This is a genomic window from Streptomyces sp. NBC_00012 (assembly GCF_045040875.1).
Classification (GTDB): Bacteria; Actinomycetota; Actinomycetes; order Streptomycetales; family Streptomycetaceae; genus Streptomyces.
In genome coordinates this window covers 5,876,437-5,893,080 of record NZ_CP108309.1, presented here as the reverse complement: position 1 = coordinate 5,893,080, position 16,644 = coordinate 5,876,437, and the positions used below count along the sequence as shown (strand labels likewise).

The window sequence follows — 16,644 nt, the reverse complement described above, 5'->3', positions numbered from 1 at the left end:
GGTTACTTCCTCTTGGAGCGCTTGGCGCCGAGCAGTCGGGATCGCAGCCGCGAGCCCAGCGATATCTTGGGCGGGTGGAGCGGGCCGGTGCTGATCACCATGCGCCCCTTGGAGTTGAGCCGCGCCGCGACACGGTACGGGTCCGCCTCACCGTGCCACCTGCGGGCCAGCGGCATGGGCTGTCCGTCGCCGCGTACCGGGATCTCGTACGTTCCTCCGGCCACGTCGACGAAGACGCGTACCCCACGCTTGGCCTTGCCCACAGCGAGCGGGATCCGGGCGCGCAGCAGGGTGGCGTTGCCGTCGGCCGTGACCTCGCGGGTGAACTCCCCCTGCGCAGGGGGCAGATCGTGCCCGTCCGGCAGGCGCCTGGCGCGCGCCTTGTCCGCGCTCTTGGGCATGGCGCCCTCCACGAGGCGGACGACCGCGGAGCCGGTGTCGCCGACGACGCCGATCCGGACCGTCAGGGCCAGCGCCAGTTCCTCGCCGGTCTGCACCCAGTCCGACTCGACCAGCTCGGTCTTGTTGGCGAGCCGGCCGGGAACGATCTCCCCGACCAGTTCGAAGCAGCGGTCGGGGAGTTCCAGACCCGTGTCACGGAAACCGGGGTAGCGGGCGAAGGCCCTGCCGTCCTCCAGATGGAAGGGCGGCGCCCCGTGCGCGGCCTCCTCGGTGAGGGCACGGCAGAGTTCGTCGACGGCGCCACGCTGTGCGAGCCGGAGCCGCGCGCGCAGTTTGACGGGGAGCGAATCGCCCAGCGGGTCCGTCAGGTAGGTGTCGGCGAGATGGGTGATGCCCGCGCAGATGCTCCGCTTCGTCTCGTCGTCGAGCGCTACGAAGTCGTCCTGGATGAGCTTGGAGATCTCCCAGGTGAAGTGACGCTTGAAGACGGCGTCCCGCTTCGGGCCGGCCTCGATCAGCTCCGCTGCCCGGTCCATGATCGCGGCGACGCAGCGCAGCCGTGCCAGATGGTCGGCGCGGTAGGTGATGTTGCTCGCGTCGCCGCGCTTCACCGCGTAGTAGCAGGTGTAGTCGGCGACCACGGATATTTTGCGGGCGCGGACACACGCCTCGATGGTGAAGGGCTGGTCGCTGCCGACCGGCATGTCCTCGGGGAAGCGCAGCTTGTGCTGCTCCACGAGGTCGCGGCGGAAGAGCTTGGTGTTGGCCAGCGCGAACGGCAGCTCGGGCCCGTAGAGGCTGACGTCCGGGTCGTTGGCCTTGTAGAGCGACTGCCGGACGTAACGCCCGTTGGTGCCGACCATCTTGCCTATGACGACATCGGAGCCGTTGGTGTCCGCACAGGCCACCATCCGCTCCAGCGCTTCCTCGCCGAGGTAGTCGTCGGAGCCGATGAAATAGACGTATCTGCCGGTGGCGAGTTCCAGCGCCCGGTTGCTCGGCGTCGCGGGGCCGCCGGAGTTGGCCTGGTGCACGACCTTGACCGTGCCGGGGTAACGCTCGGCGAACCGGTCGAGCTCGGCACCGCTGTCATCCGTCGAACCGTCGTCGACCGCGACGACCTCCAGCCGGTCCAGTCCGATGGACTGCCCGACGAGAGAGTTCAGGCACTCCGTCAGGTAGGGCATCGTGTTGTAGACAGCAACAACCACACTGACGTCAGGAGCCGTCGTCATCGTCTGTTTTCCGCCTTCTTTGGGTCGGAGAGCAGGTTGGCGTAGAGACCGTCGAGAACCTCTGCCTGTGCTTCCCAGGTCCAGGTGTCCAGCAGCCCGGGCTTGTCGTAGGCGGCTCGGTAGCGATCCGGGTCGGCCAGCACCTGCTTGATCGCGCGGACCAGATCGGAAACGTCCTCGGCAGCGCACACCTCGCCCTGGCCGGTCGAACGGGTCATCTCGGACATGGTCTTCACATCGCTGACGACCAACGGCAGCCGAGCGTGCGAGTACTCGAAGAACTTGGTGATCAGGGCGATCTCGTGGTTCGGCCAATGATGGATCGGGATGCAGCCGGCATCCGCAGCGGACAGGAACGGGACAACCTGCCAGTGCGGTACGTACGGCACCGCGTGCAGCCGGTCCCCGACCCCCAGCTCGGTCGCCCTGTCCAGGAGGCCCTTGATGTAGCCGGCGGACGGATTGGGGACGACGAATGCCATGTGCACGCCTTCGAGACGCGGCAGCGCCTCCACCATGTCTCCGAGGCCGCGCTGGGGTCCGGGCGAGCCGCTGTACACGACCAGCGGAACGTCCTGCCCGATGCCGCACTGCTCCCGCAGATCGGGCATCGGTTCGGCGTCGTCCTTCTCGACCGGCCGGTCGGGTGCGTTGAGCACGACCGTGGGCTGCGCGGTCAGGGAGTGGCGCTCACGGAGCAGATCGGCGAGGCCCTCGGAGACGGTCACCACCGCGTCGGCGTACGGGGCGTACTCGCTCTCGTGTGCCGTATTGCCCGGGATCCAGTGCGCGTTGTCCTCCCACGGGCGGACTCCGGGCAGGAACTCGTGTGCGTCCCAGACCAGTTTGACCTGCCGGCCCGCGGCCCTGGCGCGGACGGTGGCGCGGGCGCCCACACCGAGCATCCGGAAGTCGTTGGCGTGGATCAGGTCCGGCTCGAGAGCGTCGATCTCCTTGCCGTACGTCAGCTCGTAGTCCCACAACGCGGGTTCGAGCCTGCGCCAGGCCCGCTTGCCTTTGGCGGCCTTCCAGGCCGCGGTGAACGTCCGGTCCAGCGGACCCCGCAGGCGTCGGCCGGCCTGCTGCGCTTCGGTGGACTGCCGGGAACGGAATTCGATCCAGCGCTGCATCACCTTCGATGCCGGCCCTGCCACCACGAGGCGGACCTGCTCCGCCTTCCGGAATCCCGGCGTGCCGACTGCCTGCGGTGCCACCTTGAGCGCGGCCCGACGGGTCGCGACATCGGCGCGCCACGCCTTTGCCCACTGCCGGCGGTACGCGGCCAGGGGGCCGGGCGGGTATGCCAGGGGCCGGCGCAGCAGCGAGCGGTGCCGCTCGGCATGCCGCTTCGCCAGTGGCGTCTTCAACGGCAGCAGCCGCACTTCGGCGTCGCCCAGCTTCCAGCTGCGGCCCTTGCCGGAGCGCACCAGGCCCAGCAGCGTCACGTCCCAGCCGGCTGCGGCCATGGACTCGGCGGCCTTCTGCACACGCGAGTCGCCCTCGACCTTGTTGTCGACCAGCATGACAACCCGGCCCCTGCCGGGCCGCTCGCTGCCGGATTCCTGCATCTCCATCAACACCCTCTCCCCCGGACGCGTCACTTCAGGAACCCGTTCAGTACCTGCGCGGTCCAGCGTCCATCGTGGTAAGTACGTGCGAATTCCACCGAAGCACGGCCGATGGCCGCTGTCCCCTCGCGATCGTCGATCAAGGAGCCCAGTACCTCACGCAGGGTGTCCGGGGTGGCGCTGACGAGGGGCAGCTCGCCGTTCGTCGTGGCCTTCACCGCATCGCTGATGTAACCGATCACGGGCTTGCCCGCAGCCATCGCCTCCACGGCGAACGTGCCGTAGCTGCCCGTGGTGAACTGGTCCAGGACCAGATCGCTCTCCTTGACCAGCGCCTGCATGTCGGCCCAGGGAATGCCCTCGGCCAGCCTGAAGTCGATCACGCCCTTGTCGTGCAGTTCGGTGAGTACGGGCATGATCCGGTCCGTACCCTTCGTCCAGCGCTTGGACGGAGCGTGCAGCACGATGGGCCTCTTGCGCTCCATCACAGGCCGCTCGGCCGCCCACGAGGCGACATCCACGACAAGCGGTGCCCACTTGGCCGCCGGCAGGTCGTCCAGCAGATCGGGAGTCGTGACGAAGAGCGGGAGGCCGCATTCGTCGGCGGTCCGCCGGTTGGTCTCGGCCCTGCTCTGGAGCTTCTCGGCGATGCCGTCGGGCGCGTCCCGGAACAGCGAGCACTCGTGGCGCTCCAGATGCCGGGCGGGGTTGCGGATGTCGCTCCCGTGCGAGAGGAGCGCCACCTTGATACGGGCCTTGCGCAGCGCGGCCAGGTCTCCGGCGATCGTGTCGCCGTTGAGCCGTCCGAAGACCGGCATGAAGGCGTCGACGATCAGATGGCTGTAGCGCCCGACGATTCGCTTCATCTGCTGCATCTGGATATCGAGCTCGCCGAGCCGGGAGGCGTCGACGTAGACGTCTGCGGGATAGCCGAAGCTGTCGGGCCGCCGGTTCATGACGACTTCGACGGACACATCCGGATTCGCCTGCGATACCGCCTGGGCGAAAGCCGCCCCCTGACCGGCATAGTTGGCAGGCCCGATACCCAGCTTGACCGGTGTGGAGCCGAGTGCGGTCCAGGTCGGCACCCCGGGTTCCCCGCTGCTCGCGGGGGTCCGCGTGACCCCGGGCGTCTCCTGCACGGTCCAGGGCACCTCGGTGACGGGCACCGGCGGCGTCTTCTTCGACAGGGTGCGGTACAGCCCGAGCAGTCCGGCACTCTGCTGCTCCCAGGAGAGCTCCTTGAGAACGTCCTCGGTGATGTTCGCGGCAAGCTCACCACGACGCTTCAGCGCGCGGGACGCAGCAGCCACGAAGGTGGTCGGGTCGTCCCAGGTGAAGACCTCGCCGAGCCCCTTCTCCTCCACGTACGCCTTGATCACGCGCACATCGCTGGTGACCAGCGGGAGCCCCGCCTGAAGGTACTCGGAGACCTTCGTCGGCAGGGAGACCTCGCAGTTGGGGACCCGCTTGAACGGGGTGAGGCCGACATCCGCCGAGGACAGATAATCCGCGACCTCGTGCTGTGCCACGTAGGGCACCAGGTGAATGCGGTCGCGGACACCGAGCGTCTCGGCGGTTGCCAGCAGCTGCTCCAGAAGCGGCGTCATCCGGCTGCAGACAAGCGCCAGGTGCACGCCGGGCAGCTCGGGGAGACCGTCGATCACGGCGTCCACACCGCGCTCGGGACCCAGCCACCCCGAATACACCATGAGCGGAACCTCGGGGCCCAGACCGCACACCTCACGGACGGACGACCGCACCGACCCGGATCCGATGACCTCGCGGACCGGGGAGTTGCCCACCACCAGAGGAAGCCCCGAGAGCTTGTGGTCGTTCCTGAGCAGCTCGGCCAGCTGCGGGGAAACGGTGACAACGGCGTCGGCCCGGCCGATGTACTCGGCTTCGGCCGCGGGAAGCGCGAAGGCCTGCCTCGGGTTCGGCCATTCGACACCGCGAATGTACTCATGTGCGTCGTAGAGCCAGACGCACCGGTGGCCGCTCGCCCGGAGCCGTGCGGCGCTGCGCGCGGCCGTCACGATCATGGTGGCATCGTTGGCGTGGATGACGTCCGGCTTGAGTTCCTCGATCACCGGACCGAACGCCAGATCCAGATCGACCAGCTGCGGCCAGTCCAGGCGCCAGTCACGTACCGGATCGGAGTCCTTCGGCGTCCGGCGCTGCTCCCACTTGAAGGCACGCACCCGCAGCTTGTAGACGGCACGGCGCGCACGCAGCACAGCCTTCAGCGACGTCCGCCGGGACCTGCCCGACCAGGTTGTCTCAGCGGACGTCTGGCGCACCCATGCCTGGTAGGAGGCACGGTAGCGGCTCAGCGCCCCCTGGTCGTGGATACGGAACTGGGTCATGGCACCACGCAGCGGATGCGCCTTGCGCGCCTTCACCGACCGCAGGTATTCCTTGGCCACGGGGACGCGGACCACCTCGATCGGCCCCAGCCTCGACCGCTGGACACGCTTGGTGTCGCTCCTGCCGATCAGCGTGACATCCCAGCCGTCGCGCGCAGCAGCCACAGCCGTCTTCTGGACCCGCGAGTCGCCCGTGATGCCATTGGCGACGATCACGGCAAGCCGCGGTCGACGGGCAGGGGATTTCATTCTGTACTTCCTTCGGTGCAAGACAAACGAGCCGGTACCCGCTCAGCGCTCCCAGGAGCGCCGAGCGGGATGGGGAGATGCGAGGTACGACCGCTGCCGAGGACTCAGCTCGCTGCGCTGTCGGCATCCAGGCGGACGGTCGCACCGCTCGCTGCCGACTCGAGAACCGCAGCCGCCACCTCGACGACCCGCAACCCCTGTCGCAATGTGCAGATGTCGCCCGACCTGCCCAGTACAGCGTCCCTGAAAAGCTCGTGCTCGACCAGCAGCGGCTCGCGCTTGGGGATGGCGTAGCGGATCATGTCGCCCTCGGAGACACCGCGGAAGGCCTGGAGTGCCTCCCACTCGGTGGTCACCGCGGCATTCGAGTGGAAGGTGAGGTCGGCGGTGAGGGTGTCGGCGATGAAGGTGCCGCGCTCGCCGGTGACGGAGGTGAACCGCTCCTTGAACGGACTCAGCCAGTTGACCAGGTGGTTGACCATGGTTCCGTCGGAGAGCCGGCCCACCGCGGAGACCATGTCCTCGTGCGGGCGGCCGGACTTCGACACGGTGTGGGCGGAGATCGAGGTGTAGGTCTGCCCCGTCACCCAGCCGGTCAGGTCGATGTCGTGGGTGGCGAGGTCCTTGACCACGCCGACATCGGCGATGCGGTGCGGGAACGGGCCCTGCCGACGGGTGACGACCTGGAAGACCTCGCCCAGCTCACCCGCCTCCAGCCGGGAACGCATCGACCGCAGCGCCGGGTTGCAGCGCTCGATGTGGCCGACGCCCGCGACCAGGCCGCGCGACTCGAAGGCGTCCACCAGCCGCTGGGCGCCTTCGACGGTGTCCGCGACCGGCTTCTCGATCAGCGCACAGACGCCGGCCTCGGCCAGACGGAGGCCGACTTCCTCGTGCAGGGCGGTGGGGCACGCCACGACCGCGTAGTCGACACCGAGCGAGATGAGCTCGTCGACCGTGGACAGCACGGGGGCGCCCTGCGCCCAGCCGTTCTTGTCGCCCATCGGGTCGACGACGCCGACCAGCTGCACGGCCTCCAGGCCGGCCAGCACACGGGCGTGGTGGCGGCCCATCGAGCCGAGGCCGATCAGGCCGGCTCTCAGTCCTGCGGTCACTGCATCTCTCCCAGCGAGTTCACGGCGTCGACGATGCGCTCGAGGTCCTGCGTGGTCAGCGAGGGGTGCACGGGCAGCGAGACGACCTCGGCTGCGGCACGCTCGGTCTGCGGCAGATCCCAGTTCCGGCCCGCCTTCTGGTCGGGCTCCCAGTACGGCTTGAGCCGGTGGATCGGGGTCGGGTAGTACACGGCGTTCCCGATGCCCGCCTCGCTCAGCCTGGCCATGGCGGCGTCACGGTCACCCTGCACCCGGATGGTGTACTGGTGGTAAACGTGGCGTGCACCCTCGGCGACGGGCGGAACGGTGACGTTGGGCGCGCTGATGTGCTGGTCGAGGTACGCGGCGTTGGCGCGCCGCTGCTCGGTCCAGCCGAGCACCTTCCCGAGCTGCACGCGTCCGACGGCGGCGGACACATCGGTCATGCGCATGTTGGCGCCGACGATCTCGTTGGCGTACCGCTGTTCCATGCCCTGGTTGCGCAGCAGCCTGAGGGTGCGCGCAATCTCGGCGTCGGCGGTGGTGACCATGCCCCCTTCGAGGGAGTGCATGTTCTTGGTGGGGTAGAAGCTGAAGGTGCCGCCGGAGCCGAAGGCACCGACCGGCGTCCCGCCGACTGCCGCGGTGTGCGCCTGGCAGGCGTCCTCGACGACCGCGAGCCCGTGCTTCCGCGCGATCGGCATCAGCGCGTCCATCGCGGCCGGGTGACCGTACAGGTGGACGGGCATGATCGCGGCCGTACGCGGCGTGATGGCGGCCTCGACGGCGGCCGGGTCCAGACCGAAGCTGTCCGGCTCGATGTCCGCGAAGACCACGTCGGCACCGGTCAGACGGACCGCGTTCGCGGAGGCCGCGAAGGAGAACGACGGGACGATCACCTCGTCGCCGGGGCCGATCCCCAGGGCGAGCAGCAGGAGGTGGAGAGCCGAGGTGCCCGAGTTGACGGCCACGCAGTGGCGTCCGTCGACCAGCTCCGAGAAGCCCTCCTCGAAGGCCGCGACCTCCGGGCCCTGCACGACACGGCCGCTGCGCAGTACGCGTACCACGGCCTCGATCTCTTCCTCGCCGATCACCGGTCGGGCAGCAGGAATCATTTCCCTGTTGTCGCTCGACATGGACACCCTCCTTGAACACCGCAAGAGCTTTGAGAGGCGATGACTCCAAGGGCCTGCGAATGTCGGATGTGGCACCGCCGCCCCGGCGCATGGCCGATTCTGTACCAAAACATTGTGCACAAATCGCCCTTTTACCCCCGGAAGCAGCGCACCCCGGGGCAATTAGGCTTTCTGATTCTGCCTGAAGTGGGCCGCCGCGCCGATCAGCTTCTCCCCATCAGCTTGTCAGGCGGCAGCCGCGTCACATTATCAGTCTTTTCACAGGCGGTTTCGTGGAGGTTAAGGGCAACGGGTTTTGGCCCAGCTGTTCCACGTCCGCCCACCGCACGCGAAGAGGTGCGGGCCCCGGGGGACCCGCACCTCTTGCGCAGCTGTCCGGCCGCCGGTCAGCTCTCGGCGTCGGCCGAGACTGCGGGCTTCGACGACTTCTCCGCGGCGACCGTCTTCTTGGCCGTCGTCTTCTTCGCGGCGGTCTTCTTGGCGGCCGTCTTCTTCGTGGCCGCCTTCTTGGCCGTGGCCTTCTTGGCGGTCTTGCGGGCCGCCTTCTTGACCGGCGCCTCCGCCTCGACGGTCTCGGCCTCGGCCTTCGCCTCGGCGTCGGCCTTCGGCTCGGCCGGGCCGGTCACCACGACGACCTCCGCCCCATCCGCACCGGCGGGCGAGCCCGCGGGAGCGGTGACCTTACGGGTCACCCGGCGACGCGCACGCGGCGGGGCGGCCTCGGGGGCCACCTCCTCGGGTGCGGCCTCGGGCTGCGCGGCCTCGACGACCGGCTCCGGCTGCTCGACCGGGACTGCGACCGGCTCGGCGGCCTGCTCCTCGACGACCGGCTCGACCGGGGCGGGCGAGCCCGCCGGGGCGGTCGCCTTCCGGGTCGCCCGACGGCGCGTACGGCCCTGGGGGGCCTCCACCGCGGGGGCCTCCTCGGCCACCGGGGCCGGGGCCTCGGCGACCGGCTCCGGCTCCGCGACCGGCTCCGGCTCGACGACGGCCGGGGCAGCCGCTGCCGCGGCCTTCGGGGCGCCGGCCGGTGCTGTGGCCTTACGGGTCGCTCGGCGACGGCCACGGCCGCGCGTGGCGGCCGCCTCGGCCTCGGCCGGGCTGCTGTACAGCTCCTCGTCCGGCACGAACTCCGGCTCGGGAAGCGCCACGGGGGCGGCCACCTCGGCAGCCACCTCGGCCTCGGTCTCGACCTCCGCACCGGTCTCGGCCTCCACCACGTGCTCGTGGTCGACGCCGCCCCGGCCGCGCTTCTTGGAACGCTTGCCGCCGCCACCGACCGAGGTCGGCTGCTCCATGTGCACGATCACGCCGCGCCCGTTGCAGTGGACACAGGTCTCGGAGAAGGACTCCAGCAGACCCTGGCCCACCCGCTTGCGGGTCATCTGGACCAGGCCCAGCGAGGTGACCTCGGCGACCTGGTGCTTCGTACGGTCGCGTCCCAGGCACTCCAGCAGGCGCCGCAGCACCAGGTCCCGGTTGGACTCCAGCACCATGTCGATGAAGTCGACGACGACGATGCCACCGAGGTCGCGCAGCCGCAGCTGGCGCACGATCTCCTCGGCCGCCTCCAGGTTGTTCTTGGTGACGGTCTCCTCGAGGTTGCCGCCCTGACCGGTGAACTTGCCGGTGTTGACGTCGACGACGACCATCGCCTCGGTCTTGTCGATCACCAGCGAGCCGCCGCTCGGCAGATAGACCTTGCGGTCCAGCGCCTTCATCAGCTGCTCGTCGATCCGGTACGTCGCGAAGATGTCGACCTCGGAGGTCCACCGCGACAGGCGGTCCGTCAGGTCGGGCGCCACCTGCGAGACGTATCCGTGGATGGTCTCCCACGCGTCGTCGCCGCTGACGATGACCTTGGAGAAGTCCTCGTTGAAGATGTCGCGGACGACCCGGACGGTCATGTCCGGCTCGCCGTAGAGCAGGGTCGGCGCGTTGGAGCTGCCGGTGCTCTTCGACTTCTTCTGGATGTCCTCCCACTGCTGCTGGAGCCGCTCGACGTCGCGGCGCAGCTCGTCCTCGCTCGCGCCCTCCGCGGCGGTACGGACGATGACGCCCGCGTCCTCGGGGACGATCTTCTTGAGGATGGTCTTCAGCCGGGCCCGCTCGGTGTCGGGCAGCTTGCGGCTGATGCCGGTCATCGAGCCCTCGGGCACGTAGACCAGGTAGCGGCCGGGCAGCGAGACCTGGCTGGTCAGGCGGGCGCCCTTGTGGCCGATCGGGTCCTTGGTCACCTGGACGAGGACGGACTGGCCGGACTTGAGCGCGGTCTCGATACGGCGCGGCCCGTGGGCCATGCCGAGCGCCTCGAAGTTCACCTCACCGGCGTAGAGCACGGCGTTGCGGCCCTTGCCGATGTCGACGAAGGCGGCCTCCATGGACGGCAGTACGTTCTGCACCTTGCCCAGGTAGACGTTGCCGACGTAGCTGGTCGCCTGCTCCTTGTTGACGTAGTGCTCGACGAGCACGTTGTCCTCGAGGACGCCGATCTGGGTGCGCTCGCCGTTCTGGCGGACGACCATGACCCGCTCCACGGCCTCGCGGCGGGCCAGGAACTCGGCCTCGGTGATGATCGGGACGCGACGGCGGCCCTGCTCACGGCCCTCGCGGCGGCGCTGCTTCTTGGCCTCCATACGGGTCGAGCCCTTGATGGACTGGACCTCGTCGAAGCCGGTGCCGGGCTCCCGCTCCTCCTTCTTGCGGGGCTCGCGGACCTTGACGACCGTGCGCTCCGGGTCGTCCGTGCCGCTGTCGGCTTCGGCGGAGACATCCCCGCTGCGACGACGACGGCGACGACGGCGACGGCTGCTGCTCGATCCGGCGCCGGACGCCTCGTGGTCCTCGTCCTCCTCCTCGGACTCCTGGGCACGCTCCTGGTCGTCCTCGGCGTGGTCGGCGGCCTCGTCGCCGTGCTGCTCCGCGGCCTCGTCACCCTCGACGGCCTCGCCACGACGGCGGCGGCGGCCACCACGACGGCGACGGCGCGAGGGCCGGTCCCCGTACTCGTCCGTCTCCTCTGCCTCGTGCTCGACGTCGACGTCGACGTCGACGTCGACGTCGGCCTCGGTCTCCGGCTCCTCCTCGACCGGCTCCTCCACGGGAGCCACGGCCTGCTCGGGCTCGGCGGCCTCACCACGACGGCGGCGACGGCGACGCGAACCGCCCTGCGGCGCGGGCTCGGCGGCCGGGGCCTCGACGGTGGCCGTCGGCTCCTCGACCGTCTCGGTCTCTTCCTCGGCCTCGACCTCGACCTCGACCTCTTCGTAGCGCGACGCCGCCGCTGCGGCGGCCGCCGTCTCCGGGGTCTGGAACATCGGCTCGGCGAAGACCGGCGCCTGGAACACGGCCACGGCGGGGCGCGCGGCACGACGGCTCTTGCGTACGGGCTCCTCGGCCTTGCCCGTGAACTCCGGCCGGCCGGCGGCGGCGGTAGCCCGGCGGCGCTGACGGCCGCGCGGCGCGGCTTCCTCCGCCTCGGCGGGCTCGGCCGCGGGCTTCTCGGCGGCGGCCTCGGACACGCTCTCGCCGGTCTCCTCGGTCGCTTCGGCGGCCTTCGGCGCACCCGCCGGGGAGGTCGCCTTGCGGACCGCACGACGACGGCCGCGCGGGGCCTCGACGGGCTCGGTGACCTCTTCGGCCTCGGCTACCGGCGCGGCGGTCTCCACGACCGGCTCGACGTGCTGCGGGGCACCGGCCGGGGCGGACGCCCTGCGCCGGGTGCGACCGCGCGGCGCGACGGGCTCCGGCTCGGCGATCTCGGCGGCCGGCTCGGGCTCGGCGACAACCGGCGCTTCCTCGACGATCTCCACGGCTTCGGCGGCCTGCGGCGCACCTGCCGGAGCGGTCGCCTTGCGGACCGCACGACGACGCGGACGCGCGGGCGGCGCCTCCACGACCTCGGCCTCGACCTCGGGCTCGGCAACCGGCGCAACGGCCTCGGTCACTTCGGCGGCCTGCGGCGCACCCGCCGGGGCCGTCGCCTTGCGGACCGCACGACGACGCGGACGCGCGGGCGGCGCCTCCACGACCTCGGCCTCGACCTCGGGCTCGGCAACCGGCGCAACGGCCTCGGTCACCTCGGCGGCCTGCGGCGCACCCGCCGGAGCGGTCGCCTTGCGGACCGCACGACGACGCGTGCGGGCGGGCGGCGCGGCTTCTGCCGGCGCGGCGCTCTCCGCGTCGGCGGACTCTTCGGACACTGCGGCGTCAACGGCCGGTATGGCCGGTGCGGCCGCACCCTTGGCGTCCGCCACCGGCGGACCGGCCGGGCGGGACGCTGCGCGGCGCCTGCGGCGCGGCGGCAGCTTGTCGCCGGGTGCGTTGTTCTCTTCGGCGTTCCCGGTCGTGCCGGGTTCGTTGGACTGGGGCATGCGGGCGGTTCTCCCGTCAGGCTCCCGGGCGCCGCGTCTGGTTCCGGTCCGGCACGGTCCGCGTGATGTACGCGGTTCCGCCGTCCGGGGCGCGGGCGCCGCACGGGAGCTCAATGTCTGGCTCGCCGGTTCCGTACGCGTGGTGCGTACGGCCTGGCGAAAGTCTTATGGGTCATCGCGCGGCCCGAACCGGATGGCTCCCGAGTCGGAGGCTGCGCTGCAACGACCGCCTTACGCGGAACCTGCACCTTCCGGCGCCGTCGCGACGGCGGTCCCGGTGGCCGTGGATGTAACGGCCGGGGCTGCCTCGCGGTCGGGCGCGAGCGGGTCGGTCACCGTGCCGGACTCCTCGTCGAAGAGCCCCTGCGCCAGCCTGGTCACCGCTGCGGGGACCGGCGGCGCCAGGTCGGCCACAACGCGGAGACCGGACAGGACGTCGTCAGGTCGCACGGCAGGTGTCACGTGCCGAACAACCAGCCGCAGTATCGCACAGGGCCTGTCCTCGGGCCTATCAGCCTGTGGATCAAGGGCCTGCAGGTCGACCACGGCGGCGCGGGCGTCGAAGGTGCGCATGCCGTTCTTGGCACGGCGCTGGACCTCGACGGTCTCCGCCTCGTTGAACGCGGCCACGGCCTCGGCCGCGTCCGCCACGGAGACACCGTCGAGACGGAGCTCCCAGACCGAGGCGGTCAGCCGGTCGGCGAGACCCGAGGTACGGGCCTCCACGGCATCGGTGATGTCGAGACCGTCCGGCAGCGAGTCGTTGAGCAGGTCCCGCAGGACGGCCGGATCGCGGGCCTCGGTGAGGGCGATCTCCAGGAACTCGGCCTCGCTGCCCGTGCCGGTCGGGGCGGCGTTGGCGTACGACACCTTCGGGTGCGGGGTGAAGCCGGCCGAGTAGGCCATGGGCACCTCGGAGCGGCGCAGTGCCCGCTCGAAGGCGCGCTGGAAGTCACGGTGACTGGTGAACCGGAGGCGGCCGCGCTTGGTGTAGCGCAAGCGGATGCGCTGCACTGCCGGTGCGGGCGGCGGGCCTTCGGGCTGTCGCTTGCCCAGTGGTTCTTCTCCTCGGTGCGGGGCGGACGCGGTGGGGCGCCGCCCTCGAAATACGGGTGGCCCGGGGTGTCCGGTCCGGCTCACCCCCGCTCGGCGTTCTTCTCTCCGGGCGAGGAGATCTCTGGTTCGGGCGCCACGCTGGGCACAGTCGATATTTGTTGCGTAGCACCCAGCCTACGCGCAAGGGGCCTCCCCGGTTCCCGGGGCTCGGGCTCCCGGCCACCGCCGACCAGGGCCCGCCAGGCGTCGCGGCGCGCCTGGCGTACGGTCTCGCCCGCCGCGCGCAGCGCCGACCGGGCCGCGCGTCCGGTCTCGACGGCGGCGCGCCTGGCCGGGGCCCAGATCTGATCGCGCAGGAAATGCCCCACCGGTGTGCACACGGTGCGGTAGGCCCAGGCCACCGGCACCCCGACCAGATGCCGGGCCAGCCAGGCGACGGCCCGGCCGACGGCCCGCGAGATGTGCCCCGCCACCTGCCAGGCGATGCCGAACGCGGCGGCGATCTCCCGGCCCAGCGGGGAAAGGAGCCGCCGGTGCAGCCAACGAAGCGGCGCGACCAGCAGTGTCCTGACCAGCCACACCGCCGCCGTCCACAGGCCGGTCCCGATGGCCGCGATCCCTCGCACCAGCTTGTCGAGCAGCCGGCCGATGCCGTGACCGAGCGGGGTGAGCACTTCCCGGTACAGCCACCGCAGCGGCCGTACGACCAGGTACTCGACCAGCCGGGCGGCGCCGTGCCCGAGGGGCACCAGGACGTACCGCCACAGTCCGGTCACCGGCAGGACGACGAGGACGAGGAGCATCCGGCCGACGGCACGGCGGATCCCGCGTCCGGCAGGTGCGAGCAGCTCCCGGTACGCCCACCGCAGCCCGTGCCCGACCGGGACGAGCACCGGCTCGTACAGCCGGACCAGGGCGCGGCCCAGCGGGCGCAGCAGGGTCCGGTGGGCGGCGCGGGCCGCCACCACCAGGGCGTCCCAGGCCATCCGTACGGGCAGGACGACGACCAGCACCACGATCCGTACCGGGATCCGGATCAGCAGGGTCAGACAGCCCTCACCGGCTTCGTACTCCGCCGGGGACCGGTGTTCGTCGTAGTCCATGCCGTGAACGACGCGAAGGCCCGGCCGGGAGTTTCCCGGACCGGGCCCTTCGTCACTCAGCTGTCACCTGCGGGGGCGCGCTCGCGGCGGCTACTTCACGACCGACAGCGGCAGCAGCTTCTTGCCGGTCGGGCCGATCTGGATGCTGGTGTCCATCTGCGGGCAGACGCCGCAGTCGAAGCACGGGGTCCAGCGGCAGTCCTCGACCTCGGTCTCGTCGAGCGAGTCCTGCCAGTCCTCCCAGAGCCAGTCCTTGTCGAGGCCGGAGTCCAGGTGGTCCCAGGGCAAGACCTCCTCGTAGCTCCGCTCGCGGGTGGTGTACCAGTCGACGTCCACGCCGTACTCGGGCAGCGTCTTCTCGGCGGCGGTCATCCAGCGCTCGTAGCTGAAGTGCTCGCGCCAGCCGTCGAAGCGGCCGCCGGACTCGTAGACCGCGCGGATGACGGAGCCGACGCGGCGGTCGCCGCGCGAGAGCAGGCCCTCGACGATGCCGGGCTTGCCGTCGTGGTAGCGGAAGCCGATGGAGCGGCCGTACTTCTTGTCGCCGCGGATCTTGTCGCGGAGCTTGGTCAGCCGGGCGTCGGTCTCCTCGGCGCTGAGCTGCGGGGCCCACTGGAACGGGGTGTGCGGCTTGGGCACGAATCCGCCGATGGAGACGGTGCAGCGGATGTCGTTCTGGCCGGAGACCTCGCGGCCCTTGGCGATGACATTGACCGCCATGTCGCCGATCTGGAGGACGTCCTCGTCGGTCTCGGTGGGCAGGCCGCACATGAAGTACAGCTTCACCTGGCGCCAGCCGTTGCCGTACGCGGTGGCGACGGTACGGATGAGGTCCTCTTCCGAGACCATCTTGTTGATGACCTTGCGCATCCGCTCGGAGCCGCCCTCGGGGGCGAAGGTGAGGCCGGAGCGGCGGCCGTTGCGGGTCAGCTCGTTGGCCAGGTCCACGTTGAACGCGTCGACGCGGGTGGACGGCAGCGAGAGGCCGATCTTGTCCTCGGTGTACCGGTCGGCAAGGCCCTTGGCGATCTCACCGATCTCGGTGTGGTCCGCCGAGGAGAGCGAGAGCAGGCCGACCTCCTCGAAGCCGGTCGCCTTGAGACCCTTCTCGACCATCTCGCCGATGCCGGTGATGCTTCGCTCCCGCACGGGGCGCGTGATCATGCCGGCCTGGCAGAAACGGCAGCCGCGGGTGCAGCCGCGGAAGATCTCGACGGACATCCGCTCGTGGACGGTCTCGGCGAGGGGGACGAGGGGCTGCTTGGGGTAGGGCCACTCGTCGAGGTCCATGACGGTGTGCTTGGACACCCGCCACGGCACGCCCGACTTGTTCGGCACGACGCGGCCGATGCGGCCGTCCGGGAGGTACTCGACGTCGTAGAAGCCCGGGACGTAGACGCCGCCGGTCCTCGCGAGGCGGAAGAGCACCTCCTCGCGGCCGCCGGGGCGGCCCTCGGCCTTCCAGGCGCGGATGATCTCGGTGATCTCCAGGACGGCCTGCTCGCCGTCGCCGATGACCGCGCAGTCGATGAACTCGGCGATCGGCTCGGGGTTGAACGCGGCGTGGCCGCCGGCCAGCACGATCGGGTCGTCGATCGTGCGGTCCTTGGCCTCCAGCGGGATGCCCGCGAGGTCCAGGGCGGTGAGCATGTTGGTGTAGCCGAGCTCGGTGGAGAAGCTCAGTCCGAAGACGTCGAACGCCTTGACCGGGCGGTGGCTGTCCACGGTGAACTGCGGGACCTTGTGCTCGCGCATCAGCTCCTCGAGGTCCGGCCACACGCTGTAGGTGCGCTCGGCGAGCACGCCCTGGCGCTCGTTGAGTACCTCGTAGAGGATCATGACGCCCTGGTTGGGGAGCCCGACCTCGTACGCGTCCGGGTACATCAGTGCCCAGCGGACGTCGCATTCGTCCCACGGCTTGACGGTGGAGTTCAGCTCACCGCCGACGTACTGGATGGGCTTCTGCACATGCGGGAGCAGAGCTTCGAGCTGTGGGAAGACCGAATCGACAGACATCGCGAACTTTCGAGAGCCGGCAAGGGTGACCATCAAGCGTACC

General features: G+C 70.5%; 9 protein-coding genes. All 9 read right to left on the bottom strand.

Annotated elements, in window-relative coordinates; all coding sequences use genetic code 11:
• Window positions 1-2: 2 nt before the first annotated feature.
• The gene (locus OHA19_RS27035; RefSeq protein WP_405712565.1) at window positions 3-1,637 is read right to left on the bottom strand and encodes a glycosyltransferase family 2 protein; all 1,635 of its coding nucleotides are present in this window, start codon (window positions 1,635-1,637) and stop codon (window positions 3-5) included.
• Window positions 1,634-3,211, bottom strand: coding sequence for a glycosyltransferase family 4 protein (locus OHA19_RS27030; RefSeq protein ID WP_405712567.1), 1,578 nt, complete (start codon window positions 3,209-3,211; stop codon window positions 1,634-1,636). Before OHA19_RS27030 ends, OHA19_RS27035 begins: the two co-directional genes overlap by 4 nt.
• Before the next feature lie 23 nt (window positions 3,212-3,234).
• On the bottom strand, window positions 3,235-5,823 hold the full coding sequence (locus OHA19_RS27025; protein ID WP_405712568.1) for a glycosyltransferase family 4 protein: 2,589 nt from the start codon (window positions 5,821-5,823) through the stop codon (window positions 3,235-3,237).
• 104 nt (window positions 5,824-5,927) lie between these two features.
• Window positions 5,928-6,938 carry a Gfo/Idh/MocA family protein gene (locus OHA19_RS27020; protein WP_405712570.1) on the bottom strand — a complete coding sequence of 337 codons (1,011 nt, stop codon included), beginning with the start codon at window positions 6,936-6,938 and terminating at the stop codon, window positions 5,928-5,930.
• The gene (locus OHA19_RS27015) at window positions 6,935-8,053 is read right to left on the bottom strand and encodes a DegT/DnrJ/EryC1/StrS family aminotransferase (RefSeq protein WP_405712572.1); all 1,119 of its coding nucleotides are present in this window, start codon (window positions 8,051-8,053) and stop codon (window positions 6,935-6,937) included. Before OHA19_RS27015 ends, OHA19_RS27020 begins: the two co-directional genes overlap by 4 nt.
• A 386-nt stretch (window positions 8,054-8,439) precedes the next feature.
• The gene (locus OHA19_RS27010) at window positions 8,440-12,426 is read right to left on the bottom strand and encodes an Rne/Rng family ribonuclease (RefSeq protein WP_405751964.1); all 3,987 of its coding nucleotides are present in this window, start codon (window positions 12,424-12,426) and stop codon (window positions 8,440-8,442) included.
• 231 nt (window positions 12,427-12,657) lie between these two features.
• Window positions 12,658-13,440, bottom strand: a complete 783-nt coding sequence (locus OHA19_RS27005) for a TIGR03936 family radical SAM-associated protein (RefSeq protein ID WP_405712576.1) — start codon at window positions 13,438-13,440, stop codon at window positions 12,658-12,660.
• A 122-nt stretch (window positions 13,441-13,562) separates the two neighbouring features.
• Window positions 13,563-14,585 carry a hypothetical protein gene (locus OHA19_RS27000; protein WP_405712578.1) on the bottom strand — a complete coding sequence of 341 codons (1,023 nt, stop codon included), beginning with the start codon at window positions 14,583-14,585 and terminating at the stop codon, window positions 13,563-13,565.
• A 90-nt stretch (window positions 14,586-14,675) separates the two neighbouring features.
• Window positions 14,676-16,601: a TIGR03960 family B12-binding radical SAM protein gene (locus OHA19_RS26995; protein WP_405712580.1), complete on the bottom strand. Its 1,926-nt coding sequence runs from the start codon at window positions 16,599-16,601 to the stop codon at window positions 14,676-14,678.
• Window positions 16,602-16,644 lie beyond the last annotated feature (43 nt).